The sequence below is a fragment of the Saprospiraceae bacterium genome, assembly GCA_016715965.1.
Taxonomy (GTDB): domain Bacteria; phylum Bacteroidota; class Bacteroidia; order Chitinophagales; family Saprospiraceae; genus Vicinibacter.
Genome location: JADJXG010000001.1, coordinates 38,217 through 60,304, shown reverse-complemented (window position 1 = coordinate 60,304; position 22,088 = coordinate 38,217). Strand labels below are relative to the sequence as shown.

Sequence of the window (22,088 nt, the reverse complement as noted above, 5' to 3'; positions counted from 1 at the left end):
GTTTTGGAGGATTCAATGTTGAATGCAAACTTTCTGACAAATTGGTCCAAATTCTTTGGATTGTACGACACAATAATAAATTCCATTGGCAAGATCTGACACAGGTAATTGAAGAGAAAGCTTATTTAAAAGGTCCGTGGACAAAACACATTGTCCATGTAAGTCGAACAATTGAATCGAGGCACAGCTTAACGTTTGATCACACATTTGGATATTTAACACCTCATTTGTTGGATTGGGAAAGATCTCGACAATTACTTGTTTTTCTAAAGCGGAATTCAGGTTGGAAATTTGACAAGAATTGCCTAAGAACCAGGGTGTGCAGGTGGAATCGCTTGTAAAAAAATGGAGCAGCAGTCTTGCTACTTTTTGCGCTCCTGCATTGGAGGGATGGACCCCATCGTTTGTAAAGTCAGTCGGGCAGGAATAAAAAATATCAGGATTGCTTTTCTGAGGGATATCACCATCTGACCACATGTATATGCCCCAGGAAAGCCAGGGCGACTTGGCATTGGGACCTTCAAACGAAAGTTCGGGATCTTCTAGAATTTGATCTTCGATCAATTGTTTAACCGCCCAGCCGGTCAAATAAGCATAGGGCTCCGGATTGAGGTTCGTGGAAGCGTACCGACCGGAGATTCTGCTGGCTACATAACACAATTTGACATTTGGAAATCTTGTTTTTAGTTCTCTTGCTATTCTCCTAAACTGTACCACAAGAGAATCGTAATGCACAAAAGGGGGAGTGTTTCCAGCCTGATTGGCTTCTTTTAACCAGATCACCTGGACCTGTTGGGCAGATACTCCGGCAGAGCTTAACCTGTTTTGCACGGTATTCCAAAAATTTTGGTAGTTGGGATGCCAGGGCGCGGATATGACCTGAGCCGTTTGTCCTCCCTGAGCGCCATCCACGAACTGCAGTCTTGGATTTTTCCCGGGATGTGCATTGGCCAATGGAATAAACCTCTGTGTTTCCTGGGTGCAATTGGACATTCCAATGCTCAACCATACTATTTTACCTTGTTCCGGATCAGCCTTTCCGGATGGATCCAGACATGTCACTTGAGCAGCCAATGCCATACCGGACGCTTTATGATCTTCCGGTATGTAGTTTGATCCGTTGGGATACAAACCACCCATTTTTTGAGTAAAAGCTGAAATCTTATTGCCAAGATCATTGATGGGCTCTAAGTCTGTTTTTACGGCAGAACAATTGGCTTGACAATAAATTTGAGCTATATTAAATAGAGTCAGGAGGAAAAGAAGTGGTAGCTTTATCATGCAGTAGCAAATTTACAAAATAAATTGAACGGACAAAATTTATTCAAATAAAATATACCCTCAGGTAATTTGAATTGAAACTTGCTGTCTCCTGATCTTTTTTGGTTAGTACTCTATAACGATGACTGTACTTTGTTATGGTTTTATCGGCAGGGTTGAAGGATCAAATACATTATTTTTCATTTTGTATCTTTGAGTTTGACAATAAATCATCCTTTTAATGGATAGAGCTTAACTTGAAAAGTTTACAATCGTCAATAACCATTGCTCTATTTGGATTCACTCAATTGGATGCAATTCAAAAATTTGAATTCAGAATTGTGATTTTGTCTGAATGTCTATTCGGTTAAGAAATGTAAGTGCTTTTTTGTAGGAGTATTGTAAATTTTTTGAATGCCTCACATCCAAAATTTAATTCCAAATAATCGACTTGGTATTGCGCTAAATTCATGCGATAAAAAGTAGATCTCAATCCAATTTTAATATTTTTACAGCCCATTGGCCAAAGCTTGATTGGATCGTCAAATAATAGACTCCATTTTGAAAATGTCTGATTGGAATTCTACCATTGGAATTTGATTGAGTTGTGAGCACTAACTCTCCTTTGCCATTATAAATTTGCACCATGCAATCAAATTGCTCGTCTGATTCGAAAAGGACCTCGTCCCGGTTTGGATTTGGAAAGATTTTTAGTGAATTTACTACAGAAGGATTCTCCTCTGTATTGATGGTTTCGTAAGTACCGCTTCGGAATTTGATGGTACCGCTATTGTCATCTTGCCAAACTACGTAAATTCTGCCATTGTGCATTGCTACATCGACATTTGTGATGTGATCTGAATCCACCAATGTATAGTTATTGCTAAAGCCGGTGGACAGGTTTTTTGTAAATAAAATTGGGAGTTGAGTTTGATTGCCAATGTTTTGTTTCCAAACAACGGCTAAGGCATTTCCATCAGTGGAAATTCGTGGAAAATTTTGTTGACCCAATCCGGGAATACTGCCTGTTAAACTATTGACGGTTGTTGCAAATTCAAAATTGTGGGATGCCTTGCTGATATAATTTCGGTAAAGACCGTTTTTTCCGCTCATAAAGACGGTATACAAGGTATCACCAATGATCACTGCATCAGGACCGCTGGCAGGGCAAATATTGACCAACCAATTGTTGTTGTCAACTCTTACCCCGGATGTAAATGATTCTGATTCATCCTCTGATATTCCAGCCCAAATGTCGCGAAGGTTTTTATTGTTGTCTCTGTACACGATGACCGATTTGTTGTCTGATATATTTAATACACCGGGACAACAATCGCACACTTCAGCAGAAGCGCCCCAACCGCTGGCTTTGATATCCGATTCAAAAGTCAAGCCAAAATCTTTCGATTTGCTTACAACCCACCTACTGTCTAAAAAAGAAGGATTAAACTTCATATAAGCAATTTGTGGATTTCCAAATTGGTCAATCGCGACCGTCGGAAACCTTGAAAAGCTGTCTGCAATAAAAGCCAGTTCCTGAGGCGTGCTGAACGTAATTCCTCCATTGAAAGAGCGGAAAAGAAATAGTCTGTTGGTGTGAATATTTTCTGGAGTCCTTTTGACCACAATGTAAATTGTATCTCCTTTTGAAGCGATTTCCGGGCCCATCCAATTGGCACTGGCTACTGTAAGACCTGATGGATTAAGCTTTGCTGGTGTTGAAAAATTATTTCCTGTCCATCTCGAAAACATGACAGATTGGTCGCTCATTCTACCCCAAACCAGGATCGCATTTCCGGAACCATCGATTGCCACACGAGGATGGGCATTTCCAAATTGGCTGTTTGCAAGATCAATGGCAGGATTCCAATTAATTTCATTTTGGGCTTGCACCATGCAAAGTGAAAGGACAAATAAGACCGTTAATGTGTATTTCATATCTTTAATTAATATTGAAATGATTATTGGATTGTATGAATTGGTAAAACTAAAGCCATTGTGCAAATAATGAGCTTAGATTTGTCGAAGTCTCCGGTATAAAAAATAAATGGTTTGTCATTGTTTGGTATTGCAAATCTAGTAATAAAAACAAGTATATCTGTTGCAATGTTATCTTATTTTTTCTAGATACAGTGTATTTATTGCATTATTTGAAAACTAAATAGAATCCGGATATAACCAAAATAAAGTAGATCTGCAAATCTAAAATGGGAAAATGGCTTTATGCAGTTTGTCAATTACATATCAAAACCAGAATGGGTTTCAAAAATTTTGCTCATTTGAATCCAAACAGGAGTGGAAATAAAAAGCAAACCAACACAGACCAAATGATATAAATAGGTAGAAAGCCTGCAAAGCTCTTTTCCAGAAAGTCTTTTTTTCCTGATGTCTTTAAGTAAAGAAATAGCTTGTGGGTAATTAAAAGCAAATTACTCAAGATCAATAGATTGCTGCCAAGAACGGCCGTTCTGTTGGGTGTAAATCCCCATTCGGATACTCTGAAAATGATGGCAGAAAGAGCAATGACATTGACAACAATGGTGGTGATGGCCAATGCAAACAAAAGGTAAGTCTCTATTTTGCGATCTTTATTTTTCAGAATCTCGGCAGCGGAGAAAAATACAATGGCCATGACCCCAATCAGGAGCGCATTAAATAGGATTAAAAATTCTCTGTCGTTGTAAGGATCTTTTCCGGTTGCAAATACAGCGATGAGATAGATGACCAGCATCAATAAGACAAGTGGAGTAAAGAGCCTGGCAACAATGGGGGAAATTTTATTGACCAACTGTGGATTGCTTCGGACCAGAAAGCTGGCAGTAATTGGCACTGCTGGTAATCCCCAGATTAGAAGATATTGTTCAAAAAAGGGTTCTATGTCCAAGCCAATGAGTTCGAACATACCAAAACTCATTGCCGCCAACAATCCACATGCGATCATTAGAATGGCGGACAAAACCAATAGATCACCATTGAAGCGCAGAAAATCCAATCTCCTTAAATAGGAATGGGTATGGTCACCTACGAAAGCAAATCCCATAACTGCCCAAAGGAATAGGGGCAGATGTATGCACGCCAAAATCAGGGTATCACTGTTTTGATTTTCCGGCAGATAGTTAATGTAAAAGATAGAGACCAGATATATGCCAGAGAGCAAAGCCAGTTTATTCCGACTTAGCTTCTGTTTCCAGGCGAAGAATGCAGTTAGTATAGGAAAAATCACAAATGAAATGTTGCGACTGTAAAAGTGTTCTTGCTCCAGACCTGCCAGATCGGGAATTTTGGCAATGCATCCCGCTACAAAAATAGCCAGAAGAATGATCATGATCTCATTGGGGCTGGTAAACTGAGAGGCTGGAGAGTTTTGATTCAGTCTCGCATACCAGAATTGCGCGGCCGGTTCATCTTTTATGCTAGGAAACAACTGCAAAAAAGATTTTGTAAAAGCCGGTTTTTGTGTTCTGTATAAATTTTCAAGTTTTTCAGGTTGATGAATTAGCTGTAAGATCTCATTCATCATGTTGTCTTCTGTTACGGTGGTTTGATTTTTAGTTTCCATGGTTTAGTTTATTTGTTAAAGTACTTTGATATACAAAGTTATTAGGTAAAAAAATAGAAAAATTATTTTGATGTTATTTTTATTTATTCGATTGAATGATTTTTTCCAAGGCTTTCAAATGATTGTTAAAGGCCAATCTGCCTGATTTGGTGATAAAATATTTTGTATTGGGTTTTCGGTCTATGAATGATTTTTTTATGCCTATAAACTCTTCCTTTTCCAAGGCTTTGATGTGACTGGCCAGATTTCCGTCGGTCAGGTCAAGGTATTCCTTGAGTGCAGTAAAATCAAGCTTGTCATTCACTGCCAGTGCCGCCATGATGCCCAGCCTGATTCGGCTGTCAAAGGCTTTATGCAGTTTTTCAATGGATATTTTCATCTTTCATACTTGTATTGTAAAAAGATACCATACAGTATGTGGGCAACCCCAAAACCCAGGGACCAAAAGAGCCATCCATGTTCTACACAATAGGCTCCAATTAGCCCTAGACTGATTTGAACAAGACCCAATATTTTAATTGCATCATGGCTCAACTTACTGGCATTGTACAAAGAGAGACCGTAAAAAATCAGACTGATTGGCGCCAGGAAGCCAAACAGGCCTTTGGCAATAAAAATAAGTATCAACAAGCCGCCTGCCACCAATGGAACTCCCATATATACAAGGAGTCTCTTCGTGGTAGCATTCCAGAGTTTTTCTCCCCTTTGTCGTGCTTTTTTAAAGGAGAAATAAATGGCGGTGGAAGCGGATAGCGCTAAAACCACAAGGGCAATCAAAATGATTTTTAGGAAGGAAGCCGGAATTGAGCCCTCCGATCCCAACAAACCTTGTTGATCAGGCTTGACCATTTCGTAATAAGGATGGGCAATGCCCGCTCCGGTCAAAGCAAAGATTCCCGCTAAGATTCCTGCCCAACCGGAGAGTAATTTGAATTTGGTGGTGCGTTCCATGATGGATCGGATCTCGGCTAAATCCTGAATGTATTCTTGCTCTTCTTTCATTTAAAAGTACTTTTAAGTGCAAAGTTAATGTAAAAACGAACCCTGTGCAAAAAAATTTTACCATTTACCAAAAAATGTAAATTTTACCCAGGCAGGGATCGGCTAAACCTGATTTAACGATTGATGATCAATATTTTGTGCATCGAAACTTTTCCTTTGTATTCTAGTTTTAGCAGATAAGTACCAAATGGAAATTGAACACCAAGCGTATTCGTATGATAAGCTTCCGCAAGTTTTGTGCCGTTGATATCGAATATGCTGCACTTGTCCACGATTTGACTAAACACAAGACTATTGATAGCTGGATTCGGTGAAACATGTATCGATGGACCATCCGGATCCACGATGAGGGTTGGGAACTCCAATACCACAATATTGTGGGTGGTATTGGTGACGATGGCCGGATTAAAATCGAAATAGATATGGGCTGTATTTTCAACGCGGGTTTCCGGTACAATACCATCGATATATTCAATGGAGTATGTTACATGTCCATTGCTGCCTTCGTAGTCTGTGGTGCTGTCCGGCAGAAAAATATTTTGAAAATGAAAGACTACTTCTCTTAAATCATCATAAAGAACTTTTAAAATTTCGGGATGGCTGGTATGTAAAATTTTTAAAGTATTGATATTGAATCCAGGGTCTAGCTGATCTCGAATAATGACATTTCTGGCATAATCGTTTCCGGTATTTTGAAACCGGATGGTGTAGATCAGAGGTTCACTCAGGAGGCTTAGATGATCTTCTCTTTGAGGGCTGGCAAACTTGTCGTTTGGATCAAAGGAGCATCTCAATTCCGCCAGATAACAGTCGTCTTCCCTTAATGCAAGCCCGGAGACACCATGACAGAATTTATAAATTTCACCCAGCTCGTTTGGATTATTAATTCTCGGAGCCAATACAAAAAATTTTTTGGTGATGCTTTCACCCGGATACAAATCTTGATATCTCCATGAAAATTCATGTTTGGAAATGATCTCATCCGGTAGGTCTGTAAACCATATTGAATCAAGCCTATTGTCTATTTTTAGCCAAAAATATCCCGATTCGATGGTGGTGCCGTAATTGGTCAAGCTGATCGTAAACTTTACTTCTTCCCCGCATCGAAAATTGTTGCCAAAAACCATCGTGGATAGTTTTGCTTGCGTGTTTCGAGGATATATACCTATTTCAATCTTTTCACTAAATTGAGCCGAATTGACATTGAATCGAAATAAATTTTGTCCACTTGATTTCCATTCTGAAGAAATATCTTCTACATATTGTATCGATGCCATACCTTGTTGTAAGATGACATAAGTTCCATTCACTGAATAATTGACATGCGTTTGATCATTATGGTCTTTTACACTTCCGAAAGAAAGATATCTTTCATTGATATCCTTCATTCCATTTTGATTGATATCATAATAATATTTCACCAGCACATGTGCAAAATACTGATCCATCTCATAGGCTCCAATGTCCGGTAAACTATTTATTGGCATGGGGCGCGGAAAACCATTAATGTCTGTTGTAATATCAGGGATTAATACACCAGCATTTAGACAGGGAGAATTTATACCAGGAACAGGTAAATTTGCATTTAACATTAATGGATCTTTGTCCAGAATACCAATGCCAGGGAAACCTCCTTTGACAATGCAGTGATTTAGATTAGTTTTGGAAGAATTTGTGCTAAAAGCGCGAGGCTGTTGGGTCCAGTATACAGAATTCTGTGCATTTAAATACGCATTGCGAAAATTGTCATTTAATTCATTGTTAAAGCTTGTGCAATGATACATTTCGATGTTTGAACTTTCATCGCTAATGTAAATTGCTGATGATTGATTATTTTCAAACATAACATTTGTTAGGTTTAAATCAATTGCTCTAATATCTTTATATATAGCACTTCCTTTTGAATCAACTCCATTATAAGTTTGATTTCTAGAGAAAGTTGTATTTTTAATTATTGATTTAATTGGGCGTTGGTTAACACTGGAAAAATATATTCCAGCACCCTCATCAGATTTATTCTCTATAAATTTACAATTAGTTATTATTGAATTATATAGGGTAAGATGCATTGCTCCTCCGCCTGAAATTTCGCAGAAATTTTCCTTATTTTGATAAAAAAGACATGAATCAAAGTAATAATTTATTTTATTATTAATTGAATTACTATATGCATATAGTCCTGCTCCATTTGAAAAATTTGATGAATGAATTTCATTCTGTAAAAATTTACAATTGGAAATTAATATGTCATAAACATTTTGGTCATTTGTATCAATGATGTGTTCTAAAGCCAATCCCCCTCCATAACATCCAACTTCTGCTTGCGCTATATTTTTATGAAATGTACAGTTTCTAAGTATTAAATTCCCATGCAAGTTAATACTTAAACCGGTTCCAACAGCTTGAATTGTAGATGATATTTTATTATCAATAAATTGACAATTTTCAATAGTGCCTGAATAATAGTATAGACTTGCTCCCCCTCCTTTGTTACTACATTGATTGTTGGTAAAACTTAAATCATTTAAAGTTGGATTTGTAAAATAGCAATATAATCCGCCTCCAGCAAAATTATCAAATACTCTTCCATGTTGAATAGTAAAACCCTGAAGCAAACTTGCTCCAGTTATAAAAATTGTATCGATATGATCATTGATGATAGTTATTACAGTACCTTTATAATTCCCATCTATAATAGTTTTTGCACTCCCTTCAATACCTATAAGTTTAATGCTATCTATTTTAGACGGCCAGATCAGATTTTCATAATAAATACCGGGAGAAACAAGTATGGTTGTATTTGTATTTGCAGCATCTAGTCCTTGTTGGATAGTAGGGTAATCAGATGGTATCCGAATAATATTTTGCCCTTGGAGTAAAACGCCTAATGTACATAAATTGAAGATAATCAAGTGGATGGAGAGGAGTTTTGTTTTCATGGTCAGGAGTTTAGAGGCTCTAAAATACTAAATTTAGAGGGTAATTTATATTTTTAAAGTCAAAGGGCACTGATTATTTGAAATTTAAAGCCCTGAAAATGGCTTATTGTGCATACTTCATTTTTGTTATTTATTAGTTTCTATAATGCAGCAATCCATTATTTTGGCAGTTTATACCATAGCTGACCCTTCGCTAAAATTTGCTCTTTAATTCTAAGGTTTGAAGACTAATTTTGCAATTAAATAAAAAGCGCATGCATTATCACAAGCTTGGGGAGATCCCACACAAAAGACATACTCAGTTTAGAAACCAGGATGGGAGATTGTACAGCGAGCAGTTGTTTAGCACCGAAGGTTTTTCAGACCTCTACAGTTTGCTATACCACTGCATGCCCCCCACCCAGATCGTTCAAGTCGATGAACCTTATTCTGTGGCTCCCTCAACGATTCACGACAAGCAGTTGAAACATCGTTGCCTGAAGGGTTTTCATGTGGTTCCTGAGAGCGATTACCTCAAAAGCCGCAAACCTGTGCTCGTCAACAGCGATTGTAAAATCAGCTTAGCAGCACCAACAAATAGCATGACCGATTATTTTTTTAAGAATGCAGACGCCGATGAAGTGGTTTTTATACACCAGGGTACTGGTACTTTAAAAACTATGTATGGCAATCTGAGATTTGAGTATGGTGATTATTTGGTGATCCCCAGAGGTACCATTTATCAATTCCAATTTGACCAATCCGACAATCGGCTTTTGATCATAGAGTCTTCAGGACCCATTACCTTTCCAAAACGCTACCGCAACTCCTTTGGACAATTGTTGGAGCATTCTCCTTTTTGCGAACGCGATGTTCGCAAACCAATGGATTTAGAGACCCATGATGAGAAAGGTAATTTTTTACTCTACATCAAAAAGCAAGAGATGATGTATCCTTATCATTATCTCGGACATCCTTTTGATGTTGTCGGCTGGGATGGTTTTGTTTATCCCTTTGCGCTCTCCATTCATGACTTCGAACCAATTACCGGTAGAGTCCATCAACCACCTCCTGTCCATCAAACATTTGATGGGCATAATTTTGTGATTTGTTCTTTTGTTCCCAGACTGTACGATTACCACCCATTATCGATTCCAGCACCATACAACCACAGCAATATTGACAGCGACGAACTGCTTTATTATGTGGATGGTGATTTTATGAGCAGAAAACATGTCGAGAAAGGTATGATTACCTTACATCCGGGTGGTATTCCACATGGTCCACATCCGGGTACTGTGGAAAAAAGCATCGGAGCCAAAGAAACCCGCGAACTGGCCGTCATGGTGGATACTTTTAGACCATTGCTGATGACAACCCATGCGGCGGAAATAGAGGATCCAAACTATTATCTGAGCTGGTTGACAGATAAACAGAGTGGGGGCATTGCCATGAATGAAATCACCTCTTAGTTCATTTGTAAAATGCAGATAGCCCCATTTTTGTAATTTCTCATGGAGCTAAAAAGAACTTTGGGATTCCGTGTTGTCCTTGCAATAGTCATTGGCGGAGTGATTGGGTCCGGAATTTTTATGAAACCGGCTACCATGGCCGGACAGCTGGGTTCTGCGGAAGGCTTGTTGGCGGTTTGGATTCTAGCTGGTTTGATGACGCTATGTGGCGCTTTGACCAATGCTGAAGCTGCAGCGATGTTTCCGGAGACCGGTGGTCAATATGTTTTCTTTAAAAAAATGTACGGAGATGGTTTTGCATTTATTTATGGATGGTCAGCGTTTGCGGTTTTTAATACTGCGGGTACTGCATCCATTGCTTTTGTCTGCGCTCAATATTTAAGCGCCTATACACCAGCCTTAGAGCTAACAATGGAGACTATATCAGCATACACATTTCACATTCCCGGCCTTGGTCAGTTTTCAATTTTAGAAAATTTGGACCTCAAAATATTAACCATTGGACTGCTTTTTATGGGCGCTGCCATCAATGTCTGGAGCACAAAACATTCCGGGCGTTTGCAATTATTCCTCAGTCTGTTAAAACTTATTGCTATTCTGGTTTTGGTAATGGGCGCCTTGTTTTATTCAAAGAGTACTCCATTTCATTTGGATACCGTGCTCTATCATGAGGAAATTGGAATGGGCGCATTCTTATTGGCTCTCACTGGCGCATTCTGGGCATATGATGGTTGGAACAACATCAATTATGTGGCCGGAGAAGTCATCCAGCCACAAAGGACTATTCCTCGTGCATTGGTTATTGGAATTGTTGTCAGTATTTTGGTATACATTTTACTTAATTTGAGTTTTGTAAAAATCATGGGCATACAGAACATGGCGGAGTCTGAATACATAGGATCGGATGCGGCAAGCGTCATTTGGGGAAGCGCTGGTGCTATATTTGTAAGTTTATTGATTATTCTATCGGTTGCTGGTGCAGTACACTCCAATGTGCTATCCTGCTCCAGAGCCACCTATGCATTCACTGCGGATTTTGGTGTACTGAAAAATATTTACAAAGTGAATCCATTGACCGGAACACCAGCCAGGGCAATTTGGCTCAATCAGTCGATCAGTTTGCTCTTGGTTTTGACCGGTTCATTTGATCGGCTAACAGACATGTTGATTTTTGTCAGTTGGTTTTTTTATGGTATGAGTGCACTCGGAGTGATTCTTCTAAGGATAAAGCAACCTGAGTTACCGCGCCCCTACAAAGCTCCGGGTTATCCCTGGACTGCAGTTGTCTTTGTTTTATTCTCAACGACCTATTTATTCCTGAGTCTGTACAGTGATATTCAAATGTATATGGAAGGAAAGACTGTGTTCATCAATTCCATATTTGGAATTTTAATAAGTCTGATTGGATGGCCGCTGTATGTTTGGTCAAGAAAACAATCAAATCATTCCGCCGGATCCTGAGCGGGTTTTTCGTATTGTTTATTTTTACTTCCAAACACAGAAATGTGAATGTACCGGTTTGGATTCAGTCGCATATCCTGAAGAAGCAAGTCTATATTCTTGGTTGATTTTTCAAGATTTTTAAACAAAGCCGGGTCCTTGATTAATTTTCCCAAACTGCCTTGCCCTTTGTCTATTTCTGTTAATAAATTGGAGAGTTGTTTTACAGCCTCTTTGGCTTCAGTCACCGTTTTATTGATTTCCTGAATGGCTTGATCAGAATTCTTTACCAACTTACCTGGGTCTGCTTCTTTGAGCTGCTCGGTGATTGCAGACAAATGATGGAGTGTCTTATCGATGGTCTTGGTGTTGGACGCGAGTGAGTTGGTCAGTTTGTCAATATTTTGCAATGAATTTTGAATGTGCCGATCGGATGATTTCAAAAGACTTTGGAGCTGCTTACTGATTTCTGCAAAATTCTGTAATGTGATGGCAAGATCTACACTGGATTTGTTTACATTGGATCCCAACTGACTTTTATTCATGAGGGTGTCCAGATCGGGACCTAAATCCTTCATATAACTTTTCAACTCCTGGGTATTCACCATTCCCCCTAAAAGTGATTGGGTTTCTGACCGGATAAAACTTTTGTTGGGCATACAATCATCTTCACAATGATGATGAAATCTGAGTTCGATCGCCTTACCACCCATGAGTCCCGTTGAAACCAAAACAGCGACAGCATCGACAGGAAGTTTGATCTCTTCTTTAACATCCATCGTAACAATTACAGAGTCCGGATTATCTGGTTTTAAAGCGACTTTAATGACTGTACCCACTTTGATTCCCCTGGCCAATACAGGAGCCGAAGCGTCCAGCATCTCCACATCTCTGTACATGGCATAATACAGCTTTGAACGGTCAAACAAATTACTGCCTTTCAAAAAACGATATCCGATCACAAGGATGGCAAGTGTAACGGTGGCAAGAATACCAATCTTAACTTCAGAACTAAGTTTCAATTTCTCTTTTTAAGCGGGGCAAAGATAGTGGAATATAAACAGTTTATGGTTGAATTAGTCAATGGGTTAATTGTTAAAGTGGGAGAATTTAAAATTTTAGAGGGCGAGGGGTCGAAGTCATGGGTAAATTGTCCGATGAAATCTAAGGAATGTCAGCTCTAAATGATAGAAAAAAAATGTAGGATTACTTATAAAACATTGATTAATGTGTCATTAGGCTGTTCGTTGTACCTAAAAAGAATCCTCTTTTATCTGAACACTCAGTTTTTCCTAGCCAGAAATTCTTTTTTTGCAAAATAATCCACAATCGAATCTGCTAGGGCTTGTGCCAACTGGCACTGTCCTTCAGCTGAACAAAGCCATTGCTCTTCCTCCGGATGACTGAGATAACCCAATTCCACCAAAACAGCCGGTATTACGACCTGATGCAATACAAGAAATCCAGCCTGACGGACACCCCGGCTACCACCCGGATGACAAACTCCAAACTTGTTTTCACAGTCTTCTGCAAATCTTAAACCTTCCATTAAGTTTTGTTCCAGATAGTGGCTCATCAATATATGAGATTCAGGAGTATTGTGTTGAATGTTTTCAGACTCAAGTTCATGGAGGAAAATGGCATTTTCGGTTTGAGCAACTTCCAGATTTTCCGCGGTCTTGTGGAGACCCATGATATAAGTTTCAGAACCCCTTATTGTCCTATCCTTGTGCGCATTGCAATGAATGCTTACAAAAAGGCCAGCCTTGTTTTGATTGGCTGCCTGTGCCCTCTTTTGGAGACTGACAAACTGATCGTCTTCTCTGGTAAAAACAATTCTGCTGTTGGGCATCTTGTCCCTGAGCAATTCTGCAGTTAATTTACAAACTGAGAGGTTTATTTCTTTTTCCAAACAACTTTTTCCCTTGGCTCCCGAATCATGACCACCATGACCTGCATCCAATACCACAGTATAAGTGCCAATAAGTTGTACTTTTGGGTCGTTATTGAACATCGAAAAGACCGGGCTGCTGACCATGAATAAAATAAAATACATCACCAGCAACCCGGCCGGTCGGAAATCGTAGTTTTCCATGAGTTCTTATTTCTAATGCAAAGATATACATATTATAAATATTTATATATAATTTTGGAGAATTTTTTTTTGAGAAGCAGATCATGGAGATGGATTCTCAGTCTTTTGGTCTGCTGTTCAAGATTATATGCCCAGGATACGATTCCAAAACCTGCCACAGGGGATAGCCTTACAAAGGACTCTCTCAGCCTGGTGGGCACGGACCTCTATGTGATTTTTGGCGACTCCATAGCTGAACCTGTCAACTACAACTCCAGGGACAGCATCATTTTTGATTATGCACAAAAGTGGATTCATCTTTACGGAGCAGCGGTCATCAAGTACCAAACCATGACCATTAATGCGGATTACATAAAAATAGATCTCAACAACAACATTGTCTTTGCCGATCCATTGTTGGATAGTCTCGGCAAAAAAACCGGAATTCCACATTTTGAGGACGGTGGTCAGGCATTTGATGCCCAAAGCATGATGTATAATTTTAAGACGCGCAAGGGCACCATTCAAAATGTAGTGACCAAAGAAGCCGATATCTACATCCTCGGGCAGGTCACCAAATTTATTGCTAAAACAGGAGATTCCTCCAGGGTGGACGATGTGATTTTTAACCAGAACGGAATTTTCACCACCTGCGATCATCCTGAACCCCATTTTGGAATTTATAGCCGCAAGCAAAAAGTGATACCGAATAAATTGGTCATTGTAGGGCCATCGATTTTGAAAATTCAAGAGATACCAATGCCACCTTTTTTGCTTCCATTCGGATTTTTTCCCATTTCCAAAGACAAAAGCTCAGGACTTATTTTTCCGCGGAATTATGTTTTTGATCCCAATCTGGGTTTTGGACTTCAGGACGTCGGTTATTACAAACCCATCAATGAATATCTGGATGCCAAGTTGTTGGGAAGTATATGGTTTAAGGGATCATTTAAAGTGGGCATTCTCGGTAATTATAAAAAGAGGTATAAAAATTCAGGCAATTTCGAATTGTCTTATTCCAGATTAAAAAACGAACTCCCCAATGATTACAGGACCATCATTCGGAGTCCTTTAAAATTGGAATGGAGACATTCACAAGATCCAACGGCCCATCCCTACCGTTCCATTTCAGGACAAACATCCATCCAGGTGGGTGCTTTTGATCGTCAAATTTATTTGGATGCCTATAGTCAACAAAACAGCAACCTGAGATCATCAGTCACATACAACCAGACTTTTCCGAATTCACCATTTGCCTTGGTCGTTGGGATGAACCACGATCAGAATATCAGCACAAAAATCATGAATGTGACCTTTCCTTCGGTCGATCTTCGAATGAGGGCGCAAACACCGTTTAAAAGAAAAAAATCTAATTCTTCCCAACAAGCCTGGTACGAAAAAATCACCATCAATTACAATTCAGGAGCTAGCAATCGATTTACAACTTATGATTCATTGCTATTTACACGGCGGACATTAGACACCATGAGATATGGGGTAAGGCATACGACCTCAGCAGATGCTTCATTTAGGGTGTTGAAATATTTCAACCTCACCCCTAGAATTGATGCCGGATCAGAATGGTTTTTTAACAAGCAAAAACTTTTTCTGCTGGATTCATTTGTGATAGACACCAGTTTTGGTAGAAACGATACCCTGAAACACGGTGTGGAACAGCAGATTTTGGAAAAAGGATTCTTCGCACTCAACACCATAAGCAGCAGTCTCAGCCTGAATACCCAGATTTATGGTCAGTTGTTGTCTTCCAAAGGATGGTTCAGAGGAATACGACATGTTGTATCACCCAATGTAAGCATGAGTTACGCTCCCAATTACGACCAATCGCCTTTTGGATATTACGATTATGTCAACACCGATCTGAGACCAGGGCGCAATCGTGTCAAGCAATATCTCAAATACACCAATTCTCCATACGGGACCTCATCCGTTCCTTCGGAAAATTTTCAGTTTAACTTCAGCATCAACAACCGCGTAGAAATGAAGTATTACTCCAAGAAAGATACCAATTTTAAGAAAATATCTCTCATTGACAATTTTACCATTGGGGGCAATTACAATGTTTTTGCAGACTCATTTAAGCTGAGCAGGTCTATCAGCGGTTCGGGGCAAACCACTTTATTTAAAGGACTGACCAGGCTGGGATATACCATCGTATTGGATCCTTACAAGCGGGTCTTGGAGAATGGGGTTGAGCGCCAAATAAACCAATATAGAATCCAGGCTGACGGTAAATTTAACTTGTTTTATCTCACCAGAATGGATCTGAGTGTGGTGACCAGCACAACGGTACCACAACTTATTCAACTTTTTTACAAACCCAAAGAAACACCGGACCCTCTGCCCGATTTGGGAAGTGTTTTTAATACTTTTGGATTAAATCATACTTTGACCTATCAATTTGTGAGACTAAGCAGCGGAAAGGATACATTTATGATGACCAACAACAGTTTTTACACCCAAGGCAATATTCCATTGACTAAAAACTGGAGTGTATCCGTTGGAAGTATAGGATATGATTTTATCCGAAAAGGATTGACTTATCCAGACATTACGCTCAATAGAAAGCTCCATTGTTGGAACATGCGATTTAGTTATTACCCGCAGTCCAACGCCTTTAGTTTTTTCATAGGTGTCAATCCTGGTCCTTTGGATTTTGTCAAGATTCCGAGCAACCAGAATTTTACAGGTGGAAGGTAGTGTAGGAAAAGCGGAAAAGAAAATAAATGGATTACTCCCTTTTATCTTGGAACCATTCAAATTTTAAAAGAGGGTCTTGGGATAATAATTTTCTTCAATCAATTTTTGCAATGCTTGTTGTACCATGGGTCTGTCTTCCTGGTAGGTGACACCAAACCACTGTGAAGGTGATTTAATCAAGTGGACCTGAATAATTTTCTCATCAATCAATTTCTGAATAAGATCGGGTATATAAAACTCTGAAGTGGCTTTTTCCAGATTTTCTTGAAGGAATTGGATAAAATATTTCTCTGAGTGGTCGAAATAGCTTACTCCAAATGCCCACATATTCATGGAGACCGGAGTATCTTCTTGAAAAATTCTGTCCGCCTGATCTTGCAGGCTGATCAGCCCATTTGCATTTCTGAAAATGCCTTTGCATTCTTCTATGGAACGAAGGAATTGGCCGTCAGATGCCAGACATACACCTCTGTTGACCGCTCCAAACTCCGATAAGGTGTTGCGCAAAAGATATGCAATGACCGCATATTCATTTTGATGGTTGCGGTCCGACTGCAGAAAGTGAAACAATGCAGACAGGGCCTCTCTGCCATAATAGTCATCCGCATTGATCACGCCGAAGGGTTCTTTGACGATGTCTTTGGCTACCCAAACCGCATGAGCTGTACCCCATGGTTTGGTTCTTTGATCGGGACATGTAAAACCTGCGGGTAAAAGATTCAATTCCTGGCAAACAAAATGGAGTTCGGCTTGATCACCCCAGTTTTTTTGCATTTTTTGTTCGATCTCTTTCCTGAAACTGTCGCGAACGATAAATACAATTTTGGTAAATCCGGCCTGGATGGCGTCATATATGGAATAATCTATGATGGTCTCGCCATTTGGACCGAAGGAATCCAATTGTTTGAGTCCACCATACCGGCTGCCCATTCCGGCGGCTAATATCACCAGACTGGCTTTATGTTGTTTCATCTGCTTGTGTTTAGGCAAAAATAGAAAACCCCCGCAGAAGGCAGGGGTTTTTTAGTATTCTGATTGGAAAATTTAAATTTTGCTGAGAATTTTTGTTTTCTGCGCTGCTTTTCCAGCAATTCTGATGACATAATTTCCTGAAGGAAACTGGGAAGTATCCAGGTGAATCTGATGATTTCCTTCATTGACCTTTCCTGCAAAAATGGTCTTCAGTTCTGAACCAATGGAGTCATAAAGGCTGATCCGAATGTACTCATTTTTGGTTTTAAAGCTGATTAAAGTATAATCTATTGCAGGATTTGGTGCTGTATCAAGAGAAAGTTGATAATCGCGATAGGCATCTTCCACTTCTGAGATGGTACAGGCTCCGGAGATTAATGGAAGACTTTGGAAATCAGCATACATTAATCTGGCAACATCTGATGAGGACAATCCAAACCAATCTCTTAGAATGGTGGCGTAAATGGATCTGAAATCGTACTGCATGGCCACGCCTTCGTCATTGGTTACATTGTCACCAATGCTGGGATTGTCTCCAAGAATTCCTCCATCAATACACTCTCCGAAGAGCATGAGAGGTGCTGCAGAACCATGGTCAGTACCGGTGCTGTCGTTGGCTTTTATTCTTCGTCCGAATTCTGAGAAAGTCATGCTGAGGACCCTTTTGGCATTTCCTGAATCCGTAATGGCTTTTTGAAATCCTTCCATGGCTCCTGCCAAACTAGCAAGCAAATTAGCATGTGTGCCGATTTCATGATCATCAGGATCGCATTGGTTGGCATGTGTATCAAATCCTCCAATACTTACGACATACACTTTTGTTTTCAAACCACCTTTGATGAGTTGGGCAACGATGTTCAGCCTGTCCAAAAGGGCATTTCCTGTGGCTGCTATGGATCCTCCCGCATTTTCGTTGGCCAGTTTGATCACATCGGTATAATCGTTGGTTTGCTGAAATGCGGTCATGATATAACGCAACTCATTTCCATAATTGGTCGCAGGTACAGACTCTGCAAATTCGGATATGGGCAATGGATTCATTGTGGCAGGATTGTTGATGGCCATACTAAAGTTGGCAATCGGCCCCTGACAGGTCTGTGATACCTGCGCCCCAATGGTAATAGCCAATGGATCTGGGTGGTCAAAATTGGGGTATCCGTATGGAAAGCTTTGGTGATTTTCAAGATAATATCTACCCAGCCAACCATTGGTAATATTGACATTGGCAGGTGATCCTGAAGTCCAGATGTCGGTGGATCTAAAATGGGATCTGTTTTGGTTGGGATATCCGACGGACTGAATCAGCTTCATTTTGCCTTCGTCGTACAGATACTTGGCTCCGGTCATGGCAGGATGAAGTGCCAGGTCATCACGTAATTTTATTCCCAAATTTTCATTGATGATGATTTTACCTCTGTGGATATTCAAGTTGGAATATTGATCCAGTGGCAGTACCATGTTCAGACCATCGTTTCCTCCGGTAAGTTGGATTAGCACAAGGATTTTATCATTTTCAGGACTTACAAAGTCGAGAAAGGATTGACGGGCTACAGCTTGGACCGGTATTCCATTGATCATAACCGGGACCGTGGCTGCTGCGCTTGCTTGTAAGAAGGTTCTTCTTTTCATGGTGAAGAATTTTATTTTTTGATTTTAAAAATGATAAACAAATGTTGATTTAACTGAGATGATACTCAGGCATATTGAGAAGGGTGGTAAAAAAAGGTTTGAGTCGATTGTCAACTGCTGTTTTGGCCTGTACATTACCCGAATTATTGGCATAATTATTCCAGGTGGTGGTCCATTGAGCGTCTGTTAGATTGCCAAGTAAAACCCTTTTCAAGGCATCCAATTGTTTTTGCTCAATGGGTTGAGGAAGCAAATGGCCGACTACAGATTGGATCAGCTCTGTTGCAACAGATGGATTGGGCAAGGTTTTGACATATTCCGGAAGATCCAGTCCGAATGTACCTTGGACATTGCGCGCCCTGAAAGTCTTATTGACAAATTGATTGGCAAAAAGCACCCTGAAAGGCAAAGTGGCAGAATTGATCCAGATCTCATGGTAGGCTGGTTCTTGATGGTATGGATCCCATCCAGCCACTGTTGGAATATTAAAATAAGTTTGTTGCATACCTGTAAAATTGCGGTAGATGGAAGCAAACAAATTGTACTTCTGTTCCAGGTCAGCAGGTGGGATAAATCTCAATGTTTTTAAGGTATTGAACATGTATTCGTAAGGCGAGCGTATCATGCATCCCAAGGCCTCAATGGAATAGAAATGTTCGCTTCCTAAGAGCTTGCGAAGAACAGGTGCCATTTCAAAATCATTCGCTTCCAACTCATCGGCCAGTCCATTGATGATTTCGTTTTCAATGTTGCTGTCGATTTTATAGTAAATAAAGAAGTTGTATAATTTGCGGCAGATAAAAGCTGCAGCCTCTCTTTTTGTAAAGATTATCTCAATGACTCTTTTGTATTCATCTGCTTGCAGATTTGGAATCTGAACATTGTTAAAGCGGTGGGACAATTGTTTTACCGTAGTATCGTGGCGTCCGTTGTTGTATTGGACCAGTGGGTAAGGTAGAGGATTGTCTCTTGGTCCATTGTTGATCACCCAGCCGGTAAGGGCTTTTGCAATGGCAGCTACATCTTGCTCCGTGAAGCTTGTATAGTCTCCGGGGCCAGCGGTTTCACCTTTTCCTAAGGTAAACAATTCCATCAATTCCCTCGCATAATTTTCATTTGGCGCACGATTGGTACTCAGATTACCATTCAGGTAAAACAACATGGCCTTATCAATGGTAATCTTTTCTGTCAGTGTTTTAAAATTGCCCAATGCATTTTCTCTTAGCAAGGTGATATAGTCATAGTTGTATCTGGGGTCGAAGATATCAGATGTCACGAAGTGGTTATGCCAGAAAAGCGTCATTTTCTCATTCATTGATACACCCTCTGCAAACATTTGTTCCATCATCCAGGCGTATAGTGAATTTTCTTTTAGCTGCACCAATCCGGGTATATTTTGGCTCAAAGGAGCCCTGACCCATGTTTCTCCTTTGGGCACATTGGGATCGACAATGGATGAAGTATAGGTAAGGGGAGGATCCGGAAGGCGATTGGGTTTTGTCGTTAACTTGTTGAGCGTTGCGTTTATTCCATCCTTTACAGCCTGATTAATTTGTTCATGGGTCGGTCCAAACATAGCCCTTCTCAAAAGATGCGCTGCTGTGGCGTAATTCCAGGGTCCGGAATAGGGATTCAATCCCCCGTTCACCGGTAAAGGCTTGGCAGTGTGTTGTTTAGTGACATTGATTTTTGAAAGAGTCATTTGATGATTATCCATAATTCAGGATTTAGCTTTTTAAAAATAAAAGTTTGATTCAAAGGGACTACAAAGGTTTAAGTACCTGGATCGCAGTTTGTACTACAAATTTATATAAAAAATGACAAAATTTTAATTTTATAAAACACCATGCAATTTACCGACTTTGCGGAAAGCCTCCAGACAGCTGTCCAAATGGGCTTTTTCATGCGCCGCTGATAGCTGCACCCTGATTCTCGCCTTGCCATGCGGAACCACCGGGAAGAAAAACCCCACCACATAAATGCCTTCTTTCAGCATGTCTGCGGCGAATTGCTGGGCCAAAGGCGCATCGTACAACATGACAGGTACAATGGGATGTTCTCCCGGCAAAATGTCAAATCCAAGTTTTGTCATTTCTGCCCTAAAATAGCGGGTGTTTTTTTCGAGTTTATCCCGCAGATCGGTGCTGGAAGATAGTAAATCGAGGACTTTAATGGATGCACCTGTAATGGAGGGTGCCAATGTATTGGAAAACAGATAAGGTCTGGATCTTTGGCGCAATATTTCCACCACCTCTTTTTTGGAAGCAGTAAATCCACCTGAGGCTCCTCCAAGTGCTTTCCCAAAAGTGCCTGTGATAATATCGATCCGATCCATGACATCGCGATATTCATGAGTACCTCTTCCGGTTTTACCCATAAAACCAGTGGCATGACATTCGTCGATCATGACCATGGCATTGGATTGTTCAGCCAAACCACAAATTTTATCCAATTGAGCGATCGTACCATCCATGGAAAAAACTCCGTCGGTCACTATGAGTTTTCTTCTGCTTCCTTCTGCAGCTTTGAGCTGTTCGCTCAAATCACTCATATCATTGTGCTTGTATCTGAATCTTTTGGCTTTGGCCAGCCGTATGCCGTCAATAATGGATGCGTGATTGAGTTCATCAGAGATGATGGCATCCTCCTCGGTCAATAGAGGCTCAAAGATGCCGCCATTGGCATCAAATGCCGCAGCGTACAAAATGGCATCTTCCATACCAAGAAATGCAGCTATTTTTTCTTCAAGTTTTTTGTGAATATCCTGTGTGCCGCAAATAAATCGCACGGAGGACATACCATATCCCCTTTCGTCGATGGTCTCTTTTGCTGACTTCAGCACTTCTGGATGCGATGACAAACCCAGATAATTATTTGCACAAAAAATGAGAACTTCTTTCCCATCCTCAGTTTTAACCTGCGGTCCTTGTGGAGAGCAAATGACTCTCTCAGATTTATAGAGTCCGGCATCGCGGATTTTCTTTAGCTCTGATTGTAATTCTGAAATAATGTTGGAGATCATGCGGATGAATGTTTTTTAAAAT

15 protein-coding genes are annotated in these 22,088 nt (G+C 40.1%); 3 read left to right on the top strand and 12 right to left on the bottom strand.

The window, feature by feature from the left end:
* Window positions 1-12: 12 nt before the first annotated feature.
* From IPM48_00205 to IPM48_00180, 6 genes are all read right to left on the bottom strand, one after another.
* Window positions 13-1,281 (bottom strand): T9SS type A sorting domain-containing protein, encoded by a 1,269-nt coding sequence (locus IPM48_00205; protein ID MBK9269994.1) that lies wholly within the window; start codon window positions 1,279-1,281, stop codon window positions 13-15.
* 468 nt (window positions 1,282-1,749) lie between these two features.
* Window positions 1,750-3,198 (bottom strand): T9SS type A sorting domain-containing protein, encoded by a 1,449-nt coding sequence (locus IPM48_00200; GenBank protein MBK9269993.1) that lies wholly within the window; start codon window positions 3,196-3,198, stop codon window positions 1,750-1,752.
* A gap of 337 nt (window positions 3,199-3,535) precedes the next feature.
* A complete protein-coding gene (locus tag IPM48_00195; protein ID MBK9269992.1) occupies window positions 3,536-4,780 on the bottom strand; it encodes a hypothetical protein in 1,245 nt (414 codons plus the stop codon).
* Window positions 4,781-4,898: 118 nt separating this feature from the next.
* Complete coding sequence (locus IPM48_00190; protein MBK9269991.1) at window positions 4,899-5,198, bottom strand: transcriptional regulator; 300 nt, start codon at window positions 5,196-5,198, stop codon at window positions 4,899-4,901.
* On the bottom strand, window positions 5,195-5,821 hold the full coding sequence (locus IPM48_00185; GenBank protein MBK9269990.1) for a hypothetical protein: 627 nt from the start codon (window positions 5,819-5,821) through the stop codon (window positions 5,195-5,197). Before IPM48_00185 ends, IPM48_00190 begins: the two co-directional genes overlap by 4 nt.
* A gap of 113 nt (window positions 5,822-5,934) precedes the next feature.
* Window positions 5,935-8,760 carry a hypothetical protein gene (locus IPM48_00180; protein MBK9269989.1) on the bottom strand — a complete coding sequence of 942 codons (2,826 nt, stop codon included), beginning with the start codon at window positions 8,758-8,760 and terminating at the stop codon, window positions 5,935-5,937.
* Between the two features lie 254 nt (window positions 8,761-9,014).
* Between IPM48_00180 and IPM48_00175 the strand changes: the two genes are divergently transcribed.
* On the top strand, window positions 9,015-10,211 hold the full coding sequence (locus IPM48_00175) for a homogentisate 1,2-dioxygenase (GenBank protein ID MBK9269988.1): 1,197 nt from the start codon (window positions 9,015-9,017) through the stop codon (window positions 10,209-10,211).
* Between the two features lie 42 nt (window positions 10,212-10,253).
* Complete coding sequence (locus tag IPM48_00170) at window positions 10,254-11,672, top strand: amino acid permease (GenBank protein MBK9269987.1); 1,419 nt, start codon at window positions 10,254-10,256, stop codon at window positions 11,670-11,672.
* Here the strand turns inward: IPM48_00170 and IPM48_00165 are convergent.
* Window positions 11,654-12,673: an MCE family protein gene (locus IPM48_00165; GenBank protein ID MBK9269986.1), complete on the bottom strand. Its 1,020-nt coding sequence runs from the start codon at window positions 12,671-12,673 to the stop codon at window positions 11,654-11,656. The genes IPM48_00170 and IPM48_00165 overlap by 19 nt on opposite strands.
* Window positions 12,674-12,933: 260 nt before the next feature.
* On the bottom strand, window positions 12,934-13,746 hold the full coding sequence (locus IPM48_00160; GenBank protein MBK9269985.1) for an N-acetylmuramoyl-L-alanine amidase: 813 nt from the start codon (window positions 13,744-13,746) through the stop codon (window positions 12,934-12,936).
* 54 nt (window positions 13,747-13,800) lie between these two features.
* On the opposite strand from IPM48_00160, the gene IPM48_00155 reads away from it, so the two are divergent.
* Window positions 13,801-16,443, top strand: coding sequence for an LPS-assembly protein LptD (locus tag IPM48_00155; GenBank protein MBK9269984.1), 2,643 nt, complete (start codon window positions 13,801-13,803; stop codon window positions 16,441-16,443).
* Between the two features lie 63 nt (window positions 16,444-16,506).
* On the opposite strand, the gene IPM48_00150 is transcribed toward IPM48_00155, so the two are convergent.
* The 4 genes from IPM48_00150 to kbl all read right to left on the bottom strand — a co-directional run bounded on the left by IPM48_00150 (window position 16,507) and on the right by kbl (window position 22,066).
* Window positions 16,507-17,415, bottom strand: a complete 909-nt coding sequence (locus IPM48_00150; GenBank protein MBK9269983.1) for a nucleotidyltransferase — start codon at window positions 17,413-17,415, stop codon at window positions 16,507-16,509.
* Between the two features lie 72 nt (window positions 17,416-17,487).
* Complete coding sequence (locus IPM48_00145) at window positions 17,488-19,044, bottom strand: DUF1501 domain-containing protein (protein MBK9269982.1); 1,557 nt, start codon at window positions 19,042-19,044, stop codon at window positions 17,488-17,490.
* Between the two features lie 49 nt (window positions 19,045-19,093).
* A complete protein-coding gene (locus IPM48_00140; GenBank protein ID MBK9269981.1) occupies window positions 19,094-20,761 on the bottom strand; it encodes a DUF1800 domain-containing protein in 1,668 nt (555 codons plus the stop codon).
* A gap of 117 nt (window positions 20,762-20,878) precedes the next feature.
* Window positions 20,879-22,066 (bottom strand): glycine C-acetyltransferase, encoded by a 1,188-nt coding sequence (gene kbl, locus IPM48_00135; protein ID MBK9269980.1) that lies wholly within the window; start codon window positions 22,064-22,066, stop codon window positions 20,879-20,881.
* Window positions 22,067-22,088 lie beyond the last annotated feature (22 nt).

Coding starts and splice junctions, on each gene's coding strand:
- IPM48_00205 (MBK9269994.1), bottom strand. CDS start 1,281: ATGATAAAGCTACCACTTCTTTTCCTCCTGACTCTATTTAATATAGCT.
- IPM48_00200 (MBK9269993.1), bottom strand. CDS start 3,198: ATGAAATACACATTAACGGTCTTATTTGTCCTTTCACTTTGCATGGTG.
- IPM48_00195 (MBK9269992.1), bottom strand. CDS start 4,780: ATGATGAATGAGATCTTACAGCTAATTCATCAACCTGAAAAACTTGAA.
- IPM48_00190 (MBK9269991.1), bottom strand. CDS start 5,198: ATGAAAATATCCATTGAAAAACTGCATAAAGCCTTTGACAGCCGAATC.
- IPM48_00185 (MBK9269990.1), bottom strand. CDS start 5,821: ATGAAAGAAGAGCAAGAATACATTCAGGATTTAGCCGAGATCCGATCC.
- IPM48_00180 (MBK9269989.1), bottom strand. CDS start 8,760: ATGAAAACAAAACTCCTCTCCATCCACTTGATTATCTTCAATTTATGT.
- IPM48_00175 (MBK9269988.1), top strand. CDS start 9,015: ATGCATTATCACAAGCTTGGGGAGATCCCACACAAAAGACATACTCAG.
- IPM48_00170 (MBK9269987.1), top strand. CDS start 10,254: ATGGAGCTAAAAAGAACTTTGGGATTCCGTGTTGTCCTTGCAATAGTC.
- IPM48_00160 (MBK9269985.1), bottom strand. CDS start 13,746: ATGGAAAACTACGATTTCCGACCGGCCGGGTTGCTGGTGATGTATTTT.
- IPM48_00150 (MBK9269983.1), bottom strand. CDS start 17,415: ATGAAACAACATAAAGCCAGTCTGGTGATATTAGCCGCCGGAATGGGC.
- IPM48_00145 (MBK9269982.1), bottom strand. CDS start 19,044: ATGAAAAGAAGAACCTTCTTACAAGCAAGCGCAGCAGCCACGGTCCCG.
- IPM48_00140 (MBK9269981.1), bottom strand. CDS start 20,761: ATGGATAATCATCAAATGACTCTTTCAAAAATCAATGTCACTAAACAA.
- kbl (MBK9269980.1), bottom strand. CDS start 22,066: ATGATCTCCAACATTATTTCAGAATTACAATCAGAGCTAAAGAAAATC.